Raw genomic sequence first — 17518 nt, 5'->3', positions numbered from 1 at the left:
TTAGAAAAGCGCCTGCATGAGGCGCCCTTTTTACCTACTTAATTGCTATAAAGATCTGAATCTGTGTCTGCGCGGGATCCAAATTTCTGGCGTCATACAGCTCGTAATCCCCCGTATATGCCCTTACTTCCACTGATTCCTGAAAATAGGCCCAAATGTTGCCCCACGCCTGTGCTACCACTTCATAGACAGGGCCCTTTTCTGTTGTAAATACCAAATATTTGCCCGCCGGTACTTGTACGGTGTGGAACTTGTCCTCATCCTGCGATTTCTCGCCGGCTGCTTCGTGCCCGATCAGAGTGGTGTACGCACCTGCAGCATCACTTTCATAATCCGTATAGAGCGCATAGATCAGATGGGAATTGATTGTCGGGATTTGCGAGGTCATTTGGCTTTGAAAGTACGTTTCCCACAGCTGCGGCAGCCGCCGATTCGGACCCGCTTCCTCCGCGTTTGTCGTTCGAACATGAACACCTGTTAGGGTTATTGCTGGTTGCTTCGTTATATATGTATGCATAGTTCCACCCTCATCTTCTTGTATTTATGATCAGTATACAGGGAGAACGTGGACACCTATCTGTCCAGTTTCTTATAACACTCCATAATTTTTCGTGCCCGATTCACCATTTCTTCGGCTACACCGACCGGTTCTTCTACTGTGACATGTTCACCATAACTCAACAGCATGCCGTACAGCCATTCATCTTCGTTGAAGGATCCTTTTACCTGTAAAGACCCATCCTCCATTCTTGTAACTTGCTGCGGATCGAAGGTATCCATAACGCGGTACTGAACCTTCGAATGGAACCGAAATGTCATCTCTTGCAGATTCGCATTCGACCAATCCGACTCCCAGGCGTAGTTCTCAAGCGAAGGGGCTTGTTTTCTTAAGAAGGATTTCTCCAACACCCGCAGCTCCTGTATGCGAGATAATCGAAACACGCGAAATTCATTTCGGAGCGTGCAATAAGCCTGCAAATACCAGAGGTATCCTTTTAAAATTAAAGCAGTAGGCTCGACGACTCTCTCACTCTCTGTACCGTTCATGTTTAAGTACTTGAAGCTAACCTCGCTTGTATGCTCAATTGCCTGTCTCAGGCTGTTCACTTTATCCCGCGCAACAGGTCCTTGCCCCCACGGATTGAAATCGAAGACAATTCCCGCTCCCTGCTGCTCCATTTGAAGTCGATCTACTCGACTGAGCATCGCCTTTACCTTATCCAGAAGAGTGCCGAACATACGGTCATCCACGGCAGAATGCATCCCCTTTACCGCCGCGACAATCGCTTCAATTTCACTGAGCGACAAAAATTGCCGAGCCATGGTGTAAGGTTCCATGATTTCAAATCCGCCGGAAATGCCCTGATGGGCCACAACCGGAATGCCCGATTGATTCAAGGTCTCCATATCCCGATAAATCGTCTTCGTCGAAACTTCAAAACGGTCAGCCAATTCTTTGGAACTGACACGCCCGCGATTCAGCAGCAGTACCGTTATTGCCAGCAAGCGGTCAATTTTCATTACGATTGCACACCTCACTAGACTCCAAGCTCTTCTCTTACATAATGTAATAAATATCACAGCTTCCCGCAATCATCTTATTTATTATGAATTTAGTAGCAATCAAAAGTGCGAACAGGGAGATGATTTGACTTATGAAAAGTGAATTCACAGTTCATTTTAAAGTAATCCACCAGGATAAAAGTTCCCTTTTAAGAGGGGTTATTTTCTTGGAGGAGCATCAAAAGCCAACTTTGAATGATTATGAGAAATGTCTCAGGGATTGTGGCCATAACGTCATGCTAACAGATAAAGAAAATATGATTTTCAGAGCTTCTAACTCGAATGAAGAGTATTTTATTCACATATTGGAGGAGGAAAACGATAATATGAGAGATGTAGTCGTCGAAAATCTAGTCCGAAATTTTATGAAGTAAGCAAATGCTATCGGTAATATGAATCTTGGCCAGTTAATTCATTAAACTTTGATTTGTTAAGGTCCATAATCGCCGCACATGCTTTAATTTTCTATCTTCAAATTCAAGTTTATATATATCCGGTTTGCTGGTCTGCTTCCAAAAATTAAACCCGTAACTTGAATCGAAATAATTCAAAATAATCGTCATTATGTTTCCATGTGTACCGATTACGATTTTTTTGCCCTCATAGGCAGACAACAAATTCATTATTATGGGTATAGATCTTTCTTGAGCTTGTCTTGTTGTCTCCCCTTCCGGCATGCAAAAATCGATATCGCTAAAAGATTTTTCAATACCGCATAAGAGTTCTTCTTCAGGTACTGGATAGCTTAAACTCGCGATCGGTCTTTCAATAAGCTCATCAAATTGAATAATTTCTTTTTGTAATAACTCTGCTAATGGCATGACAGTCTCTTTCGCCCGGTTAAATGAACTAGAAACGATTAAATCAATGTCTTCGTTTCTTAATAAATCAGCTACTCTTTTTGAGTCAAATTTTCCTTGCTCATTGAGACTAGCTCCACCTGCTGACGATTCAAGCTCCAACGAAAAGGGTGCAATTCCGTGCCGAACAAAGTAAATATATGTTAGCATACTACCTCCTAAGTAAATGGCTTTACTTTTATCTTATCATTCAATCTGAACCGAGATGTAAGAAAATTCACAAGATCTGAAGAGGTCAAAAAACCGTTCTTCCTTAACAGAAAGAACGGTTTCTCTGGACTATCCCAGCCTATTGTAACTGTACCGTCTCCGCCAAACTGACGGGAGACGTCAAATCACTGTTGAAGCGGTCCAGCACCATGGCTCTAACCGTGTACAGACTGGAATCAAAGTCCGCCATGTTGAAGTAAGCGGTAAAAGCTTTGGAGGTTTCGATTCTGTCGGATTGCACAGCAACGATCCCTACAGGCGTGTTGCCCTTCATCAGTTGAAAGACGATGACCTGCTCATCCGGACCTTTGACCGCATCCGGCGTCGGCTGCACACTCACCTGGGCCTCGATGCCGCCTTGGCGCTTGAGAATGCCTGTGGTCGTAAGTGTATATGGGGCTAATCCGCTTGCCTGCGGGACGAGAACGGGAATCGCCTCGGTCGACGCCTTACTGCCGTCCGACAAGTCGGTAATCTCCAGAACCACTTGTACGGTTGTTTGCACTTTAGGCGCTAAAATCGTGCCGTCCAGCGCAATGATGCTAGGGTCGCTGGAACTTTGAATCGCGATGCGGAATCCCGTCGGTACGGTTGGCAGTTTAAGCCTGGTGTCGCTTGGCGAAGGATTCGCGATCTGCTTCATGCTCGCCGCCAATTCTCGGGCCGTCCAAGTTGTTGTCATGAAACCGGCGTTTAGCCAATCGCCGTGGTCGAAGTTTTTACCCCCCGCATCGTTAAGCGACAGAAGAATCTGCTTGGCTCCCTCCGGCAGCGGGACGTCGAAGTTCCACAGCATGCCTTTGCCGATGAGCGGCGAAGCGGCAGCAAGCTCCCCATCCACATACACGCTGAACAGCATGCTTGCATATCCGCCTTCTTCTTTCACCTCGTCATCCCCAGCGGCAATAGCGACAAATCTTTTGGCCCCACTAGGAATCGTGTATACGATATCGGAATTGGCGTGTGTCCCCAAACCGCGCTCATACGTTTTACCGCCTGCTCTCAATGGATTGCCGTCAATCGAGAGCTTCTTCTTCGGTACATTGTTCCAGCCGGATGTCGCGCTTACCCAATTCAGTTCATCCAGGTAAACCGAAGGCAGAGGCGGCACAGGTGCGTTATGTTCCAGCGTATATAGCGTTTTCGATACTGTGTTGGAGCCCGGTTGTCCTTTCGCATAAAGCTTGGCTTTCAATTTGGCCGTGCTTACAGGGAGCGTAAACGGTCCCGTATACAACAGGGAGTGTTGGTTCGGTTCGCTGTCATCCAGCGTATAGCGAATTTCGAAGTCGCTCCCCTCCGCATTGGTCTGTATCCTTACTTTCCCGCCTGGATTGACCCAGTTCCGGTCCCCGTCGTACAAAATATTAATGAGCGGCAAAGTTTTGTTGAATCGAGCCGTTACGGTGCTGCCGGCTCCTTCCCCCCTCGTAATGACCGCGCGGAGGACAGCGGAATCGGTAATCACGATTTCCTTCTCGTATCTCGGAGAGCTAGCCTTTGGCTCGGAACCGTCCAGTGTATAATGAATTTCGCGCGTGCTTGCACTGTCCGGCATTGTCAAATGAACCGTACGCTGATCCAGAAATCCGCCGCCGAACGGCTCCATGTCAAGCTGGCTGAATTTGGCCACATAGCCTCCGCTGCCTCTCATCTTCATACTTAACACGTCGCCTGAAGTCACCACTTGCTTATCAAGGTTGTAAGCGTTAGGTTTCGTCATATCGTCCGCATAGATGCTGGCATTGTACTTCCCGCTGCCGAGGAATGACAGGTTCAGGTCCATAGCGCGCTCCTCCAGGCCATTCATGGCGGCCACATACCAGGTCGTACCGGAGCGGCGGGCCATCGCCGAAACCTCCCCAATTTCGCTGCCGGGCAGTACGATGGTTTCATCCCAAGCCGACGGCATGCTCTTCAATAGCTCTACAGCCGGATTCAGCAGCATGTTCTCCGGATGCTCCCCGAAGGAAAGGATCGGCGAGGTGAGGCTTAACGCCGTCGCAACCTGATGACTCCAGGAGCTTTTGCCCATCCGGTTACTGAGCGACATTGGCGTATAGTCGCCGTTACCAGCCAGGTAGCGGGTGAACGGCAAGGTAGCGTTATGATCGGCAGGCGGTGCACCTTGCTCCAGACCATACACGCCCTCGCGGGATAATTCATTGGGATAAGTCCGCGACATACCTGTCGGTTTATTGGCCCCATGGAAATTAACCATCAAGTGATATTTTGCGGCGTCTTCCAGCGTGTCTTTATAGAAGTTTATTTTGAACAGCTCTTCGCCGTCGATGAAATCGATCTTGACTCCGACGACACCCGCCTCTTTAGCCTTTTCGAAAAAGGATATCCGGTCCTCGCGGTTGAACAACCCCTTGATGCCCAAGCGATCGGAAGCGGATTTCCATAGCCAGCTTTCGACATGCTTGGATTTGCCGTAGTCCACGACTTCTTTCACCGCGGCCCAATACTCCTCAGGCGTTGATGCCCAGTCCGTCCAGCCTTCATCAATCAGATTGTACGGAATGCCTAATTCGGCCGCATAGTCGGTATAGTGCAGCATGTTGCGTTTGCTAACATCACCGTCCACTACCCAGGACCAGGTGGAGGAGCCGGGCTTGATCCAATCGATGTTGTTGTCAAAGATCGGCGCTTGCGGCGGGCTCACGTTGGTGATGATGTCGTTGTTCACGAGACCGTTCAAATCGCGGGCAACGGTAACGATTCGCCATGGCGTCGAAACCTCGCCGGACAAGGTCCAATTGCCGCCGTTGATGAAATTGGCTTTGAAGCTGGCTCCGCCTTCGGCCATCAAGGTCATGCCGGCATATTGAATGAGCGCTCCCTCGGTAATCGCGGCATACCCGGCGCTGCCCGGCAGCTTAATGGTCATCGGCGGGCCGATTTTCGTATTCGCAGGAACAGACTGGGCGTTCTGCTTCGTGAAGCGACCTTCGTAATTAGTTGTATTTTGCTGATACCAGACGATGCTGTCCGCGGGCAACCGGAAGCTGGTGCTTTCACCTGAGAACACACGGTCCGAGGTACCCGGCGGAATCACATATCGGAAAGCAATTCCATCATCAAACAGTTTGACTTGAAGCTGGTAGGTAATGCCGCTATTAATATCCGTAATCGGAATCGTCGTAAGCGTGTGATGATCTATGGCCGTGGAGTGGCTGCCGGTTATCGGATAAGTGATAGCGTCTGGAGAAACGGTGACCGCCTGTGTCCTATCCCAGATCACCCGTTCGCCGATATCGCGTCCGTCCACGATGACGCCGAGCGCCGACTTATCAACCACAGTTGCGCCGTTAAACTTCATCGAATAAGTCAGCCTTCCATCCATCTGCTCAATGATACTGGTGACTTGACCTCCGGGGCTGGCCATAACGACAGGATCGGAAGGCGACCAGCCGCCATGATCGTCGGTCAGCAGGAATCGGGCGTCCAGCCAATCCGTATGGTCGCAAGTCGGGTCGCCTAAGTCATCGGTGACCAAGGTCAGCGTCTTAGCCCCTGCCGGAATCGTGACTTGGAATGAATACGTTTCGTTAAATTTCAATTCCGGCGAACTGGCGATGATCTTATCATCCGCTTTCACGTGAAATTTGGCCTTGGCCTTGACATAATCCGGGTTCGATTTGACCTCGTCGTCAATCCCGGCAACCGCCGTAAAGCGCTTGTAGGTGGGATCAAGATTGTACACGATTTTGGAATTTGCGTGCACCCCGATGCCCTTACTATACGTTTTCCCCGCCGAGGTCAGCTTGTTACCGTCCAACGACTTATCTTTTTTGGCGCCGCTCCAATACGATTCCATGCTGACCCAATTCAATTCGGACACGTAGACTCCATCGGTCACAGTGAGGGCAGTTGAGCTTTCGCTATAGGTTGCCCCGGTCACCGATGCACTCGCTTCCTTCATACCGGTGCTTTCGTCGAATGTGTTGGGGGTGATTGGAAGCTGCACGGAATTAGCCGATACGGTTCCCGGCAACCCGAACGGCAAAGTGCCGAACAGCAAACAAACCATTAAAAACAACTTGGCCGCAATTGGCGGCAAATAGCGTCTATTATGCAAGCGTGCTCTCCTCCTGATTTATAATTTTGCCCAACTGCGTTTAGGGTTTAAGGTTTTGCATCAAATTGTAAATCGCTTGAGCGTTCTGTGAACGCGTAGCTGCGGATTGAGCGTCAAACATGCCCTCGCCGATGCCCTGCATCAGCTTCAAGGCCGATGCTTGGTACACAGCTTCCCGGGCCCATCCGGAAATCTGATCGGCATCCTTGAAGACCGGCTGCGGAGCCTGTCCCGCATGAAGGCTCCCGCGCTTGGCTTCATATGCCTTCACGAGCAGCATAGCCATCTGTTCACGGGTTATGGCGGCATCGGGGGCGAACTCGGTATCCGTCAGCCCGGAGATCAACCCGGCCGCATAGGCTCTCTGGATAGGATCGGCATACCAAGCATCAGCGCTTACGTCCGAGAAAGGCGTGCTTCCTCCGCCGGTCGGCAGCTCCAATAAGCGCACCAGCATCGCCGTGAATTCCGCCCGTGTCGTAGGGTCGTCAGGCCGAAACAAGTTTTCGGTTATGCCCGACACGATATGACGAGAAGCCAGCAATTCCAGCGTTCGGTTTGCCCAATGGCTGGATGGGACGTCATCGAACGATTTTTTATACGAGATAGCCGCATATGAACTCAGATGTTCAAGCTTGGCTTGGATCCGCTCCGAGCTCGTATCCACCGTTCCGCCAACGTATTCCCATTGGCTCGTGTTCTCGTTGCGGTAGTAGATACCCAGCAAGCGTTCATCGGCCTTCGGATCGTAAGGCAGCGACAGCACCGTGTCCCCGGCCAGCTGAACGGCCCGAATCTCAGTGCCGTCCTTCGTTATCAGCGTCAACGTTACGTCAAAGATCTTGCCGGCCATTTGCAATTGAGCGCCGTTCTGACGGATCAACCGCCCCGTTTCCGTGCTTGCGGCCGCTTCCGCCTTGACTTGAAGAACAGCCCCCTCCTTGTCGGCTGCTCGTGTGAGAAGAGCCTGAACTTCGGACGGCCCAAGTGATAGATACACGTCGTGGAATAACACTTTTAGCGGCATATTCGCAAAATCCTCAACGGCAATTAACACTGTGTTGTGGCCCGCTTCCGGCTGAACCGAGGCAATGCCGTTCTGTATGACAGGCTTGAGCGTGAGCGTCGGATGAGCCGGCGCAAGAAACGTTCCTCCTCCCGAGTCCTCGCCATCTTCTTCATGGCTAGGCGCGATAACTTGGAATTTCTTCAAATTCTGATCGTCGCCACTTCCGGCAATTACGGTATAGGTGCCAGGTGCGGAATCATCCGGCAAGGTGAACGAATCGCTGAAGTCCCCTCCCTTTACAACGTTCATATAAAGAATGCTTTGATTCGGTCTTAAGACTTTGATCGTGATCGTCTCCAGATCGGTGTGTCCTAGCATCGTGACGGTATCCGTGGCTTTGCCGTCCTTGATTTCCTCCAAAACAACCGATGAAGCCGAGAAAACGCTTCCAGCATAGGACGTCCAGAAGATGCCTGCAAAAATAAGCAGACCGATGACCTTTTTCATAACCCACCTCTTTACTATGAATTCACCATTGGCGCCATCCATACAGCCCCGATCTAATCAGGACTGCCCTCTTCCATTAGTTTATAGAAGAAGGCCGACCTGCAGTCGACCTTCTTATTTGGGCGTTTAGCCCCCATTCCTTTGCAGCCACGCATCGATGAGGAATTGAGCATCCTTATTCAGAATCATCTTTGCACGAGTTTGTACACTACCGCTTAAAGCTTCATTATTTAAATGTTTGATGAAATCCTGCATATGCTTTACCGCTTGATCCTGTTTGCCTTTGTCCAGCTGATGCTGAACCTGCTTAAGTGAATTGGACAGCTGCGGGACGATCGCTCCGCTCAGTTCGCCGGAATTCGTGAACCGGGTAACTAAATGCTGCATCGCATAGACGCTGGTTGTCACGCTGACGTTCCTGGTGTTCTCAAGCCTGTTTCCAGATGCGTCCTCAAGGGTGATAACAGCCGTCTTCATGCCTAGATTACCGGCCATATCGATATCAATGCTTTGCTGCTTTGTCGGATCGATCGTATATGCCTTACCGTCAATTGCGATTTGTGCAGACCTGAACGCAGACAAGCGATTCCATGCTTTGAAGTTCAGAGTCAAATCGTCTTCAATGACATCACCATCCTTTAAAACGATTCCGTTTGCGGATAAAGAATAGGTAGGCATATCTTTATCGTCTACGGTGATTCCCTTCGATACATTCCCCGACTTATCCGCGTTCTTGATCTGAATCGCATAGCTCTTGCTCTTATCAAGACCCGTTACAACAGCGGTTTGGATGCCTCTACCCACATCAATGGTAGTTCCGGCCGGTTGGCCGTTACTAAATACAGCGATTTGCGATTTGTGACCATCGATGTCATAAGGACCGTCCCAATACAGGGTCATGGTGTCGTTGCTGCGAATCACTTGCACATTCTCTACCTCTCCCGGAGGTACACTGTCTGACACAGGTTCAGTCGGCGGAGTCGGCGCCGTAAATACGGACGGATCACCGAAAGTAAATTTATCGAAGTTGTATAACCAATCATTTCCTTTGAACAGCATGAACACAATGTGTTGACCGGTTACAGGGGTGGTTACGTCGGTTGAGGTAACCTTGAAATTTTGCCACCCGCCAGTGCCCGTAACGGGGCTTGTTGCGATAACCGGACCATTCATACTGTCGATTCTGACTTCTATCGTTCCTCCGCCGGTGTCGCTTGCCGCATTCACATAAAATTTGGACGGACTCTTAGTTCCAAAGTCAATGTAATTGTACATGGCATACGGCTTATTGGGACCGTATATGCCCGCCAAGTACGTTTGCCCGCCCCCGTTCTCCGTGCCAAAGCCAACGCCGCTCGTATAGTTCTCAGCCTCCAGCTTGCTGTAGGCATTCCTTGCTTTCCCTTTCACGGTAGAGAAAGTGAACCAATCCAAATTGCAGGGCGCATCGCTTCCATTTGTTCCGTGGAATACGAGATACACATCGTGGACGCCAACTGCCTTGGTATCATCGATGTTGGATATGATGTCGACCCAATCATTCCAATTTCCTAAAGCAGGAATTCCGATCACGCCTACGGTCGGCCCGTCCAGACTGTCCAGCTTTACCTCGATCGTGCCGCCTTGATTCCCGCTGGTTACATGTACGGTAACTCCCGCAGCACCAGCTCCAAAGTCAATGCCTTTATATAAGGCGTGAGCGTTATTTTTAATGCCATCGAGGAAGCCCCAATCAGCATTCTTGCTTAGACCCGAGCTGCTGTCGAAGTTACCTGCCTTCAGCCTGGCGTACGCATCCGATTTGGTCGGATCCGTTGTGGTGAATTTAAACCAGTTCAAATTAAACAAATAGGAATCGTTCTTCTTCGAAAAGACAAGATACACATCATGGACGCCGGTTACTTTACTCGGATTCCCTTGATCGTCTTTAAGAACGGTCACGGCATCCGTGAAATTGTTCCATCCGCCCGTTCCCTCCACGTTCAAGGTTCCGACTTTGGGACCGTTCAAGGAGTCGAGTCTTACTTCGATGTTCCCCCCGCCTGTACCGCTTGCCGCCCGGGCAATAAAGCCGATAGCTCCTGCGGATCCGAAATCTACATGTTTATAAGCCGCATAGTGTCCTGCCTGAATGCCGCCGAGCTGAAGCGTACCATCCGTGCTTCCTTCCATAACGAATCCGGTACCGACGTTATAGCTTTCCGCTTCTACCTTATCATAAGGATTTTTGGAGACATACCCGCCGATCACGACATCCTGCGATTGCAAAACAGTCAATGCTTCTACTGCGCCGGATGATGCCCAAGCCTCATAAGTTCCGGAAAGCAGCTGACCTGCCCAGTTGCCATCGACGATGTTGTCGGCGTTGCGATTGTTCCATGCTGTTTGGGCGTTGAAAGCCGCCCAGTCATTAAAGTCCGCAGCGAATTGCTTGTAGGTGCTTTCACTTCGCTCGTTGACGGACTTTTGCAGATAGGCAAGATTGCGAAGCAGGATCGTTTTGCCGCCTTTTAGGTCGTGGTTCGGTCCTTCGTATCGGAGCAAACGGTTTTCATCGACTAGATGTTCTTTGGTGTAGCTCGCCGCTTTCACGGCATCGTCAAGATACACGGTATTTCCGGTAATTTGATACAATCCTACCGCAGCGCCGATGAAAGTGCCCTGGTTGTAATGAGTCGCATCGGGGACGGCGCCCTTCTCCATCTCGATACGGTCAAACACTTTCCCGTTGCCGTCCGTCAGCATCGTCTTGCCCCAACGGTAAATGCGGGTGGCTGCATCCAAGTAATGATCGTCCTTCGTGATGTTATACAGATAAACGGCCGCTTCGGCTGCGGGGAAGTTAATGCAGGCATTCTTCGTAGAGTGATCCGTATTCATCCACCAGATGCCGCCGTTCGCAAAGCTTTCATCCCACTGCGTATGATAAACAAAGTCGAAATAATACTTGGCTTTATCCAAATATTTTTGATTTTTCGTAATGTCATAGGCTCTTGCTGAACCCATCGCCCACCACATAATATCGTCATTGAAATGATTGGTGGTCCAATCCTCCCCGTATTTTGCTACCGTACCGTCAAAAATGTCGTCAATCTGAGTTCGAAGCTGCGCTTTCAAGCCGGCATCGGAAGTATGGAGATAGGCGTCCATGACCATTTCCCAAAGCTCCGCTTCTATCCAAAAGTCCATATAGTTGCTGCCGCGATTGGAATTTTTCCAAAATAGCTTTGCGCTGCTGTCCCAGAACTTCGCGTTAAACGCTTGTATGGCCGTATCCGCCTCGGAGGAAGTAAAAGCATTTGCTTCCGGGATTCTGAGCGCAGAAAATGATGTGAAAGTTAAGGCAAAAGCCGTAGACAGGATGAATAGTTTGAAACCCTTTTTTTTGTTCATACTCACACATGACCTCCGAAAAGACTGAATTTTTTTCAATTCAAATTCCGAATGCTGTCAGCTTACTTGGATGACGAAATCACTTTGTTCACCTTGTCGGCCATATCCTTCAGCTCGGCTTCGCCCGCTTTGCCGCTCAAGACATTGTTCCAGACGGCGTCGATGAATGGCCCCGCTTTCCCGGACCAGGTCGTCAAGAACCGTACCGGCTGCGTATTGGGCGATTTCAGAATATAATCAATCCCTTCCGCCAAATCAGGATGACCCGCTTTCTTAAGCGTATCGAAATATGCGCTTGTTGCCGATTTGTAAGCGGCCGGTGCGACCGGCGTAGACGGCAGCACTTCTTGATACATCGAGGAATCCAGATACTTCAGTACTTTCCAGACCGCGTCCGGATTCTTGATGGTAGCCGGGCTGCACCAACCGACGGCATCATAAATTTCCGACTGCGTCTTCACAACCGGTTGAGGAGCAAAGCCCCATTCCAGGTTAGGCGCGTTGCGGATCAAGTCGTCGGCCACCCACTGCCCTTGCATCGTCATCGCCACCTTGCCGTCCTTGAAGGACGCCATGACACTGGATTGGTCGAAGGTCGGTGGTATCATGGATTTATCCGCTATCGCTTTCTGGTACCTCTTCACACCTTCGATAAACGGAGAGCTCACTTCCACCTTGGTCGGATTGACGATTGAATCGGTAAAAGGAGCGCCTCCCGCCGATACCGAATACAGCGATACGTTGAACGCATCCGGTCTGCCGTAATATCCGTATTGCTGTACGCCGCCTTTATTCGAAGTCAATTTGGCCATGTCATCAAAAAATTCATCATAAGTCCATCCCCGCTTCGGCTCCGGAAGACCGGCATCTTTGAACAGCTTTTTGTTGTAGAAAATGCCATATGTATTAAGAAGACCCGGCAAACCGTAAAGCTTGTTATTCGATTTCCAACTGTCTACAACACCAGGATAAAATCCGTTCATAAACTCCTGATCCGCACTAGCTTTGGCCGACCAATCGTAAAGCAGTCCTTTCGCCCCGTTTTGCAGCGTCATGTCATTCCCGGTCATGAAAATATCCGGGGCCTGCTTGGCTGCCATCATCTCATTGATTTTGATGCCGTAATCCTGAAGCGGCGCCGGAAGCAGTTTAACCGTGATGCCCGGATTCTGTTCCTCGAACTTCTTCATTGAGGCCATGATCTTGTCGTTCATCGCTTGAGACTCCCAAGTCATCAGCGTGACCACCGCGGTCGCCGCATTGCTGTCGCTGCCTGATGAAGCTGCCGGGGTGGTAGCACCTCCGTCTGAGCTCGTGCTGTTCGAACATCCTGCGGCCGTCCCCAATGCCAGAGTTACGGCTCCTGCCAGACCCACTAATTGATGCAATTTCATAACTATGGACCTCCTTAAATAATTTATTTCAAGCCGGCGGAATTGACCGACCCAAGACCCTGCATGAAATACTTTTGGCCGAAGAAAAAGATCATGATCATCGGAAGCATATAGATTAAATCCGCTGCCATGAAGTAGTTCCATTGCGTCGTCCAGCTCGAAGCAAAGGAGGCAAGGGCGACCGCTAACGTCCATTTGCTTTGATCTGCGATATAAATGAGAGGCTCCAAATATTGGTTCCACGCTCCGTTAAAAGCGAAGATCACCATAGTGACGATGACCGGCATCGACATAGGCACGAGCACATGCCAAAGGATTTGAAAATCTCCGGCCCCGTCCATTTTGGAAGCCTCGTCGAATGATTTCGGAATTGTACTCGTGAATTGAATGAACAGGAACGTAAAGGTGGCATTGCCGAGGAATGCCGGTACGATGAGCGGAAGATACGTATTATACCAGCCTAGCGAGGTGAACAGATGAAAGATCGGAACGAGCCCGACGAAGCTTGGCAGCATGAGGCTGCCGATGAAGAACGAAAACCACATCTTCCGCCCGGGAAAACGAAGCCTGCCGAGCCCGTATCCGACGAGCACCGAGCTGACGACTTGCCCAATCGTACAGGCGACGGCGATGAACAAGGAATTGCCGAACGTCCGCCAAAAGTTAATGGTCTGCGTCCCTTTCACGAAGTTTTCCAGATGAAACTCCTTGGGATACCAATCGGGTGGAATCTTGAATATTTCTTCATTCCCTTTCAGTGCGATCGTAATCATCCAGAGAAGCGGATACAGCATGGCGATGGAACCGGCAAGAAGTATTATGAAACGAATTGTATCTTTGACGGCATATTTGGACGTGCTGCCGGCGGATCGGGCATGATCAATTGCCGTGGACTGGGAGACTGCCATTCGTTTCACCCCCTATTATCATTTTCATAGTACACGAATCGATTGGAATACAAGTAAGTCAGTAAGGTAAAGAACATAATGATAAGGAACAGAATCCATACCTCTGCGATACCGTATCCGAACATTTTGCCGTTGAACACATCTCCGTAAATCTTATAATTGAGCAACATTGTCGAGAAATTGGGACCGCCCTGGGTTAAGACGACGATTTGGGTGAATGCTTGAAAGGAACCGATGATCCCCAATATGAGCTGTAAGAACAAAATAGGTGTAATCATAGGCAGTGTCACGCGGGAAAACACCGTCCATCCTCTCGCCCCGTCCACCTCCGCGGCTTCATATAAGTCTTGGGGTACGGATTGCAGACCGCTAAGGAAGATAATCATCCCCGATCCGACCTGCCATAAGCCCGATAAGATGATGGATAGAAGAGCCGTGCTCTCACTCGTAAGCCAGGGAGCATCCGGCAGACCGAACAGTCTAAGTACCTGATTGGCTAATCCGAACTGGGGTTGATACATATAGCGCCAGAGTGTCAAGGTCGCCACAGCGGGGATAACCGTTGGTAAGTAAAAGGCGGTCCGGAAAAACTTGATGCCAGGCAGCTTGCGATTGAGCAGCATAGCCAGCGTGAGGCCGAAGATGAGAGAGGCAGGCACATTGAGCAGAACATAATAGAAGGTTACTCGGAGCGATTTCAAGAAAGCCGGATCAACGGTAAACATGTAAACGAAATTGTCGAAGCCGATATATTGGGGCTTATTAATGCCATCCCAGTCTGTTAACGAGTAGTATAGTGAGGAGATGAGAGGATAGGCGACGAATACACTGAAGCCGATGATTGATGGGAAAATGAATAAGTACCCTTTGATCCATTCAAGGTAAATCCTCTTCCTGGATGCTAGCATCAAACGTTCCGACCACCTTTCCATATTCAAGCTTTCGATCGAGCCATTTGCAGATAAACTCGCCGAACAGACTGTTGGCCCAAGCGAACCACTCTCTGGTGAACGTATCCGGCTTATCCGGATGGAAACTTTCGTGCATATAACCTGTACCCGCGGTAGTGGAAGTTAGCATTCGCACAAGAGCGTCCTGCTCGGACGGATCGTTCGAAGTCAACCCTTGGATGATGAGAGCGATCGGCCAAACATGACCGGAAGGTGTATGCGGACTTCCAACACCTTGTGCGAACCGACCTGATGAATAATGCGGGTTCTCCGGGCTTAGCACGAAATTTCTCGTATTCCGGTAGACCGGGTCGTTCAGGTCACGGTACCCAAGATATGGAATCGACAGCAAGCTTGGAACATTGGCATCATCCATCAGATTATAGTTGCCGAATCCGTCTGTTTCGTAAGCGTATATCCATCCGTACACGGGATGCTTGATTTTCCCGTATGTCTCGATGCCGAATTCGACTTCCTCCGACAACTTGTAAGCGCTTTCACTTAAACCGTGGTCATGATAGATCTCCTTGGCCAACCGTCCGATATAGCGAAGGATGACAACGGCAAACATATTCGAAGGAATTAGGTAGCCAAACTTGCAGGCATCGTCACTCGGACGGAAGCCGGACCAAATCATCCCGGTATCATTGGTTCTAGTCCCTCTCCCGCCAAAAGGCAGCGTATCTGAGGACGGGCAGTCCGTTCTTTCGAAGGAGTAGCTGGAGTCCCTGTCGTGCCGCTGTTCTTTGTGCATGACTTCAATAATCCGATGAAACATCGTATGCACAGTTTCAGTGAATATCATACGGTCCTGCGTCGCTTCCCAATATTCCCAGCAAAGTTGAACGGGATAGCATAGTGAATCCAGTTCATACTTCCGTTCCCACACCCAGGGGCCCTTGACCGTTAGGTCTCCCTTGTGCCCTTGCCCGTTTGGCTCCTTGTTGAAAGCGTTTGCATAAGGGTCGAGAATGAGGTACCGAGCCTGTCGTTCGATGACCCCTCGTATCAACCGCCGCACATCCTGATCGTCGGTTGCCAGTTGAATATAAGGACGAACCTGGGCAGAGGAATCTCTGAGCCACATTGCGGGGATGTCTCCTGTGATGACGAATGACGTCCCGTCATCACACCATTCTACCGTCGTTTCCAAGGTGTTGGGATAACATTTCTGAAATATTTCAGATAGACCCGGATCGATACGCTGAAGTCGAAGCGCCGTATCTTCGATTTTCCGATAAGCTGCACTATACATAATCCATCTCCTTATCAGATTGTAATCGCTTCCTTTCATGTCATCAATATAACATATGATTTTAAAACATGTCAACATATTATTTATACATCAAGTTGGTATATTTCTATATCAACTTGATGTTTTTATCTCGATTGGTCTCCGAATCAGCTTGTGCTCCACCAAGTGGTGTTCCGGTGCGGCCTCTCCTGACCATTGGGCTGTGAGCAGGTCCACCGCACGTTGTCCTATACGCCATTCGTCCTGCCGAATATGAGTGAACATCGGACGGTCAAACGAGTCTTCCGGGTAATCGAAGCACACGATCTCATAATCGCCTGGAACCCGTTTCCCCATCATATTCAGCCACTCCGCTATGCGAACGGCCATCAAATATTCGCAAGCCAGAAAAGCCGTCGTGCGGGGATGCTTATCGATAAAAGCTTGCAGTGTTCCATAATCGTTCGAGATATATTCTTTGGGTCCTCCTATAGGTAATGTGCTGTACAGGTTCGTCACGATCATATCCGGATTTGCCGGAATCCCGCGTTGAGTAAAGGCGGATAGATACCCTTGAATCCGATCCTCAATGGTCGAAGTGTTTTCGGACGGCGGTGAAATAAAGGCAATTTCCCTATGGCCTTGATCGAGAAGATATTCGGTAAGCTCCTGAGAGGCTTTACGATTATCCGTATACACGGCCGTTGCGGCAATCCCCCGCAAATAGCGGTCCACCAGCACAATTGGAAAGCCGTCTAACATAAGTCGCAGCAGCTCGGCGTTATAATGCGCGCCGTGAACGGGAAAAACAATCATCCCCGAAGCACCGTGCCGAATGGATGCACGGATCGCCTCCTCCTCTACGTTCCGTTTGTCATATGTCAGCTTCAGCATAAGCGGGATGCCATAACTGGAGCATCGCTCCTCAATCCCGCGTACCATCTTAAGTCCGAAGGACTGATCAAAGTCAGGCAGGATCAGGCTGATAATCTTCGGCTCTGAGGAGGTTTCTACTTCCCTTCGGTTGGAGGAACCCTCTTCCTTCCGATCCATTGGAAAATTCATGGAGACGTACGACCCCTTTCCCCGTACTCTCTCGATCCATTTCTCATTCGCAAGCATCTCAAGCGCTTTCTTCGACGTAATGCGGCTGACGCTGAATTGAGTGGACAATTCACTCTCCGAAGGTACACGGTCGCCTGGTTGGAGCTTCCCCTTTTTAATTTCATCTAGCAAATGTCGGTATATCTTCTCGTATAATGACATGATTTATCAATCCTTCGTCTTGGTTATGTTGATATATCAAGTATAGCATCACGAACCTCATATATACAACCGATAAAAGTAGTATAATCACAGAAAACCACCTCCTGATTGGACGTGGTTGGATGATTTATTAATTTAAT

Annotated in this window: 11 protein-coding genes; all 11 read right to left on the bottom strand. The window is 49.6% G+C overall.

The window, feature by feature from the left end:
* Positions 1-34: 34 nt before the first annotated feature.
* On the bottom strand, positions 35-517 hold the full coding sequence (locus J2X61_RS05355) for a GyrI-like domain-containing protein (RefSeq protein WP_310186426.1): 483 nt from the start codon (positions 515-517) through the stop codon (positions 35-37).
* Between the two features lie 56 nt (positions 518-573).
* Entirely contained in the window at positions 574-1521 is a 948-nt protein-coding gene (locus J2X61_RS05350) for a helix-turn-helix transcriptional regulator (RefSeq protein WP_310186425.1), read from the bottom strand.
* 449 nt (positions 1522-1970) lie between these two features.
* Positions 1971-2573, bottom strand: coding sequence for a histidine phosphatase family protein (locus tag J2X61_RS05345; RefSeq protein WP_274469030.1), 603 nt, complete (start codon positions 2571-2573; stop codon positions 1971-1973).
* Between the two features lie 139 nt (positions 2574-2712).
* Positions 2713-6717 (bottom strand): NPCBM/NEW2 domain-containing protein, encoded by a 4005-nt coding sequence (locus J2X61_RS05340; RefSeq protein WP_310186424.1) that lies wholly within the window; start codon positions 6715-6717, stop codon positions 2713-2715.
* A gap of 40 nt (positions 6718-6757) precedes the next feature.
* Complete coding sequence (locus J2X61_RS05335; RefSeq protein WP_310186421.1) at positions 6758-8233, bottom strand: S-layer homology domain-containing protein; 1476 nt, start codon at positions 8231-8233, stop codon at positions 6758-6760.
* 126 nt (positions 8234-8359) lie between these two features.
* On the bottom strand, positions 8360-11626 hold the full coding sequence (locus tag J2X61_RS05330; RefSeq protein ID WP_310186418.1) for a carbohydrate-binding protein: 3267 nt from the start codon (positions 11624-11626) through the stop codon (positions 8360-8362).
* A 62-nt stretch (positions 11627-11688) separates the two neighbouring features.
* Entirely contained in the window at positions 11689-13020 is a 1332-nt protein-coding gene (locus J2X61_RS05325; protein WP_310186416.1) for an ABC transporter substrate-binding protein, read from the bottom strand.
* Positions 13021-13043: 23 nt separating this feature from the next.
* The gene (locus J2X61_RS05320; RefSeq protein ID WP_310186412.1) at positions 13044-13928 is read right to left on the bottom strand and encodes a carbohydrate ABC transporter permease; all 885 of its coding nucleotides are present in this window, start codon (positions 13926-13928) and stop codon (positions 13044-13046) included.
* Positions 13929-13933: 5 nt separating this feature from the next.
* Positions 13934-14836, bottom strand: coding sequence for a carbohydrate ABC transporter permease (locus J2X61_RS05315; RefSeq protein ID WP_310186409.1), 903 nt, complete (start codon positions 14834-14836; stop codon positions 13934-13936).
* Positions 14805-16133, bottom strand: coding sequence for a glycoside hydrolase family 125 protein (locus J2X61_RS05310; protein WP_310186407.1), 1329 nt, complete (start codon positions 16131-16133; stop codon positions 14805-14807). Before J2X61_RS05310 ends, J2X61_RS05315 begins: the two co-directional genes overlap by 32 nt.
* Before the next feature lie 111 nt (positions 16134-16244).
* Positions 16245-17378, bottom strand: coding sequence for a GntR family transcriptional regulator (locus J2X61_RS05305; RefSeq protein WP_310186404.1), 1134 nt, complete (start codon positions 17376-17378; stop codon positions 16245-16247).
* Between the last annotated feature and the right edge of the window lie 140 nt (positions 17379-17518).

Source organism: Bacillus sp. 3255 (assembly GCF_031456485.1).
GTDB lineage: Bacteria > Bacillota > Bacilli > Paenibacillales > NBRC-103111 > Paenibacillus_E.
The sequence above is the reverse complement of the archived record's forward strand: the minus strand, read 5'-3'. Positions and strand labels throughout refer to the sequence as shown.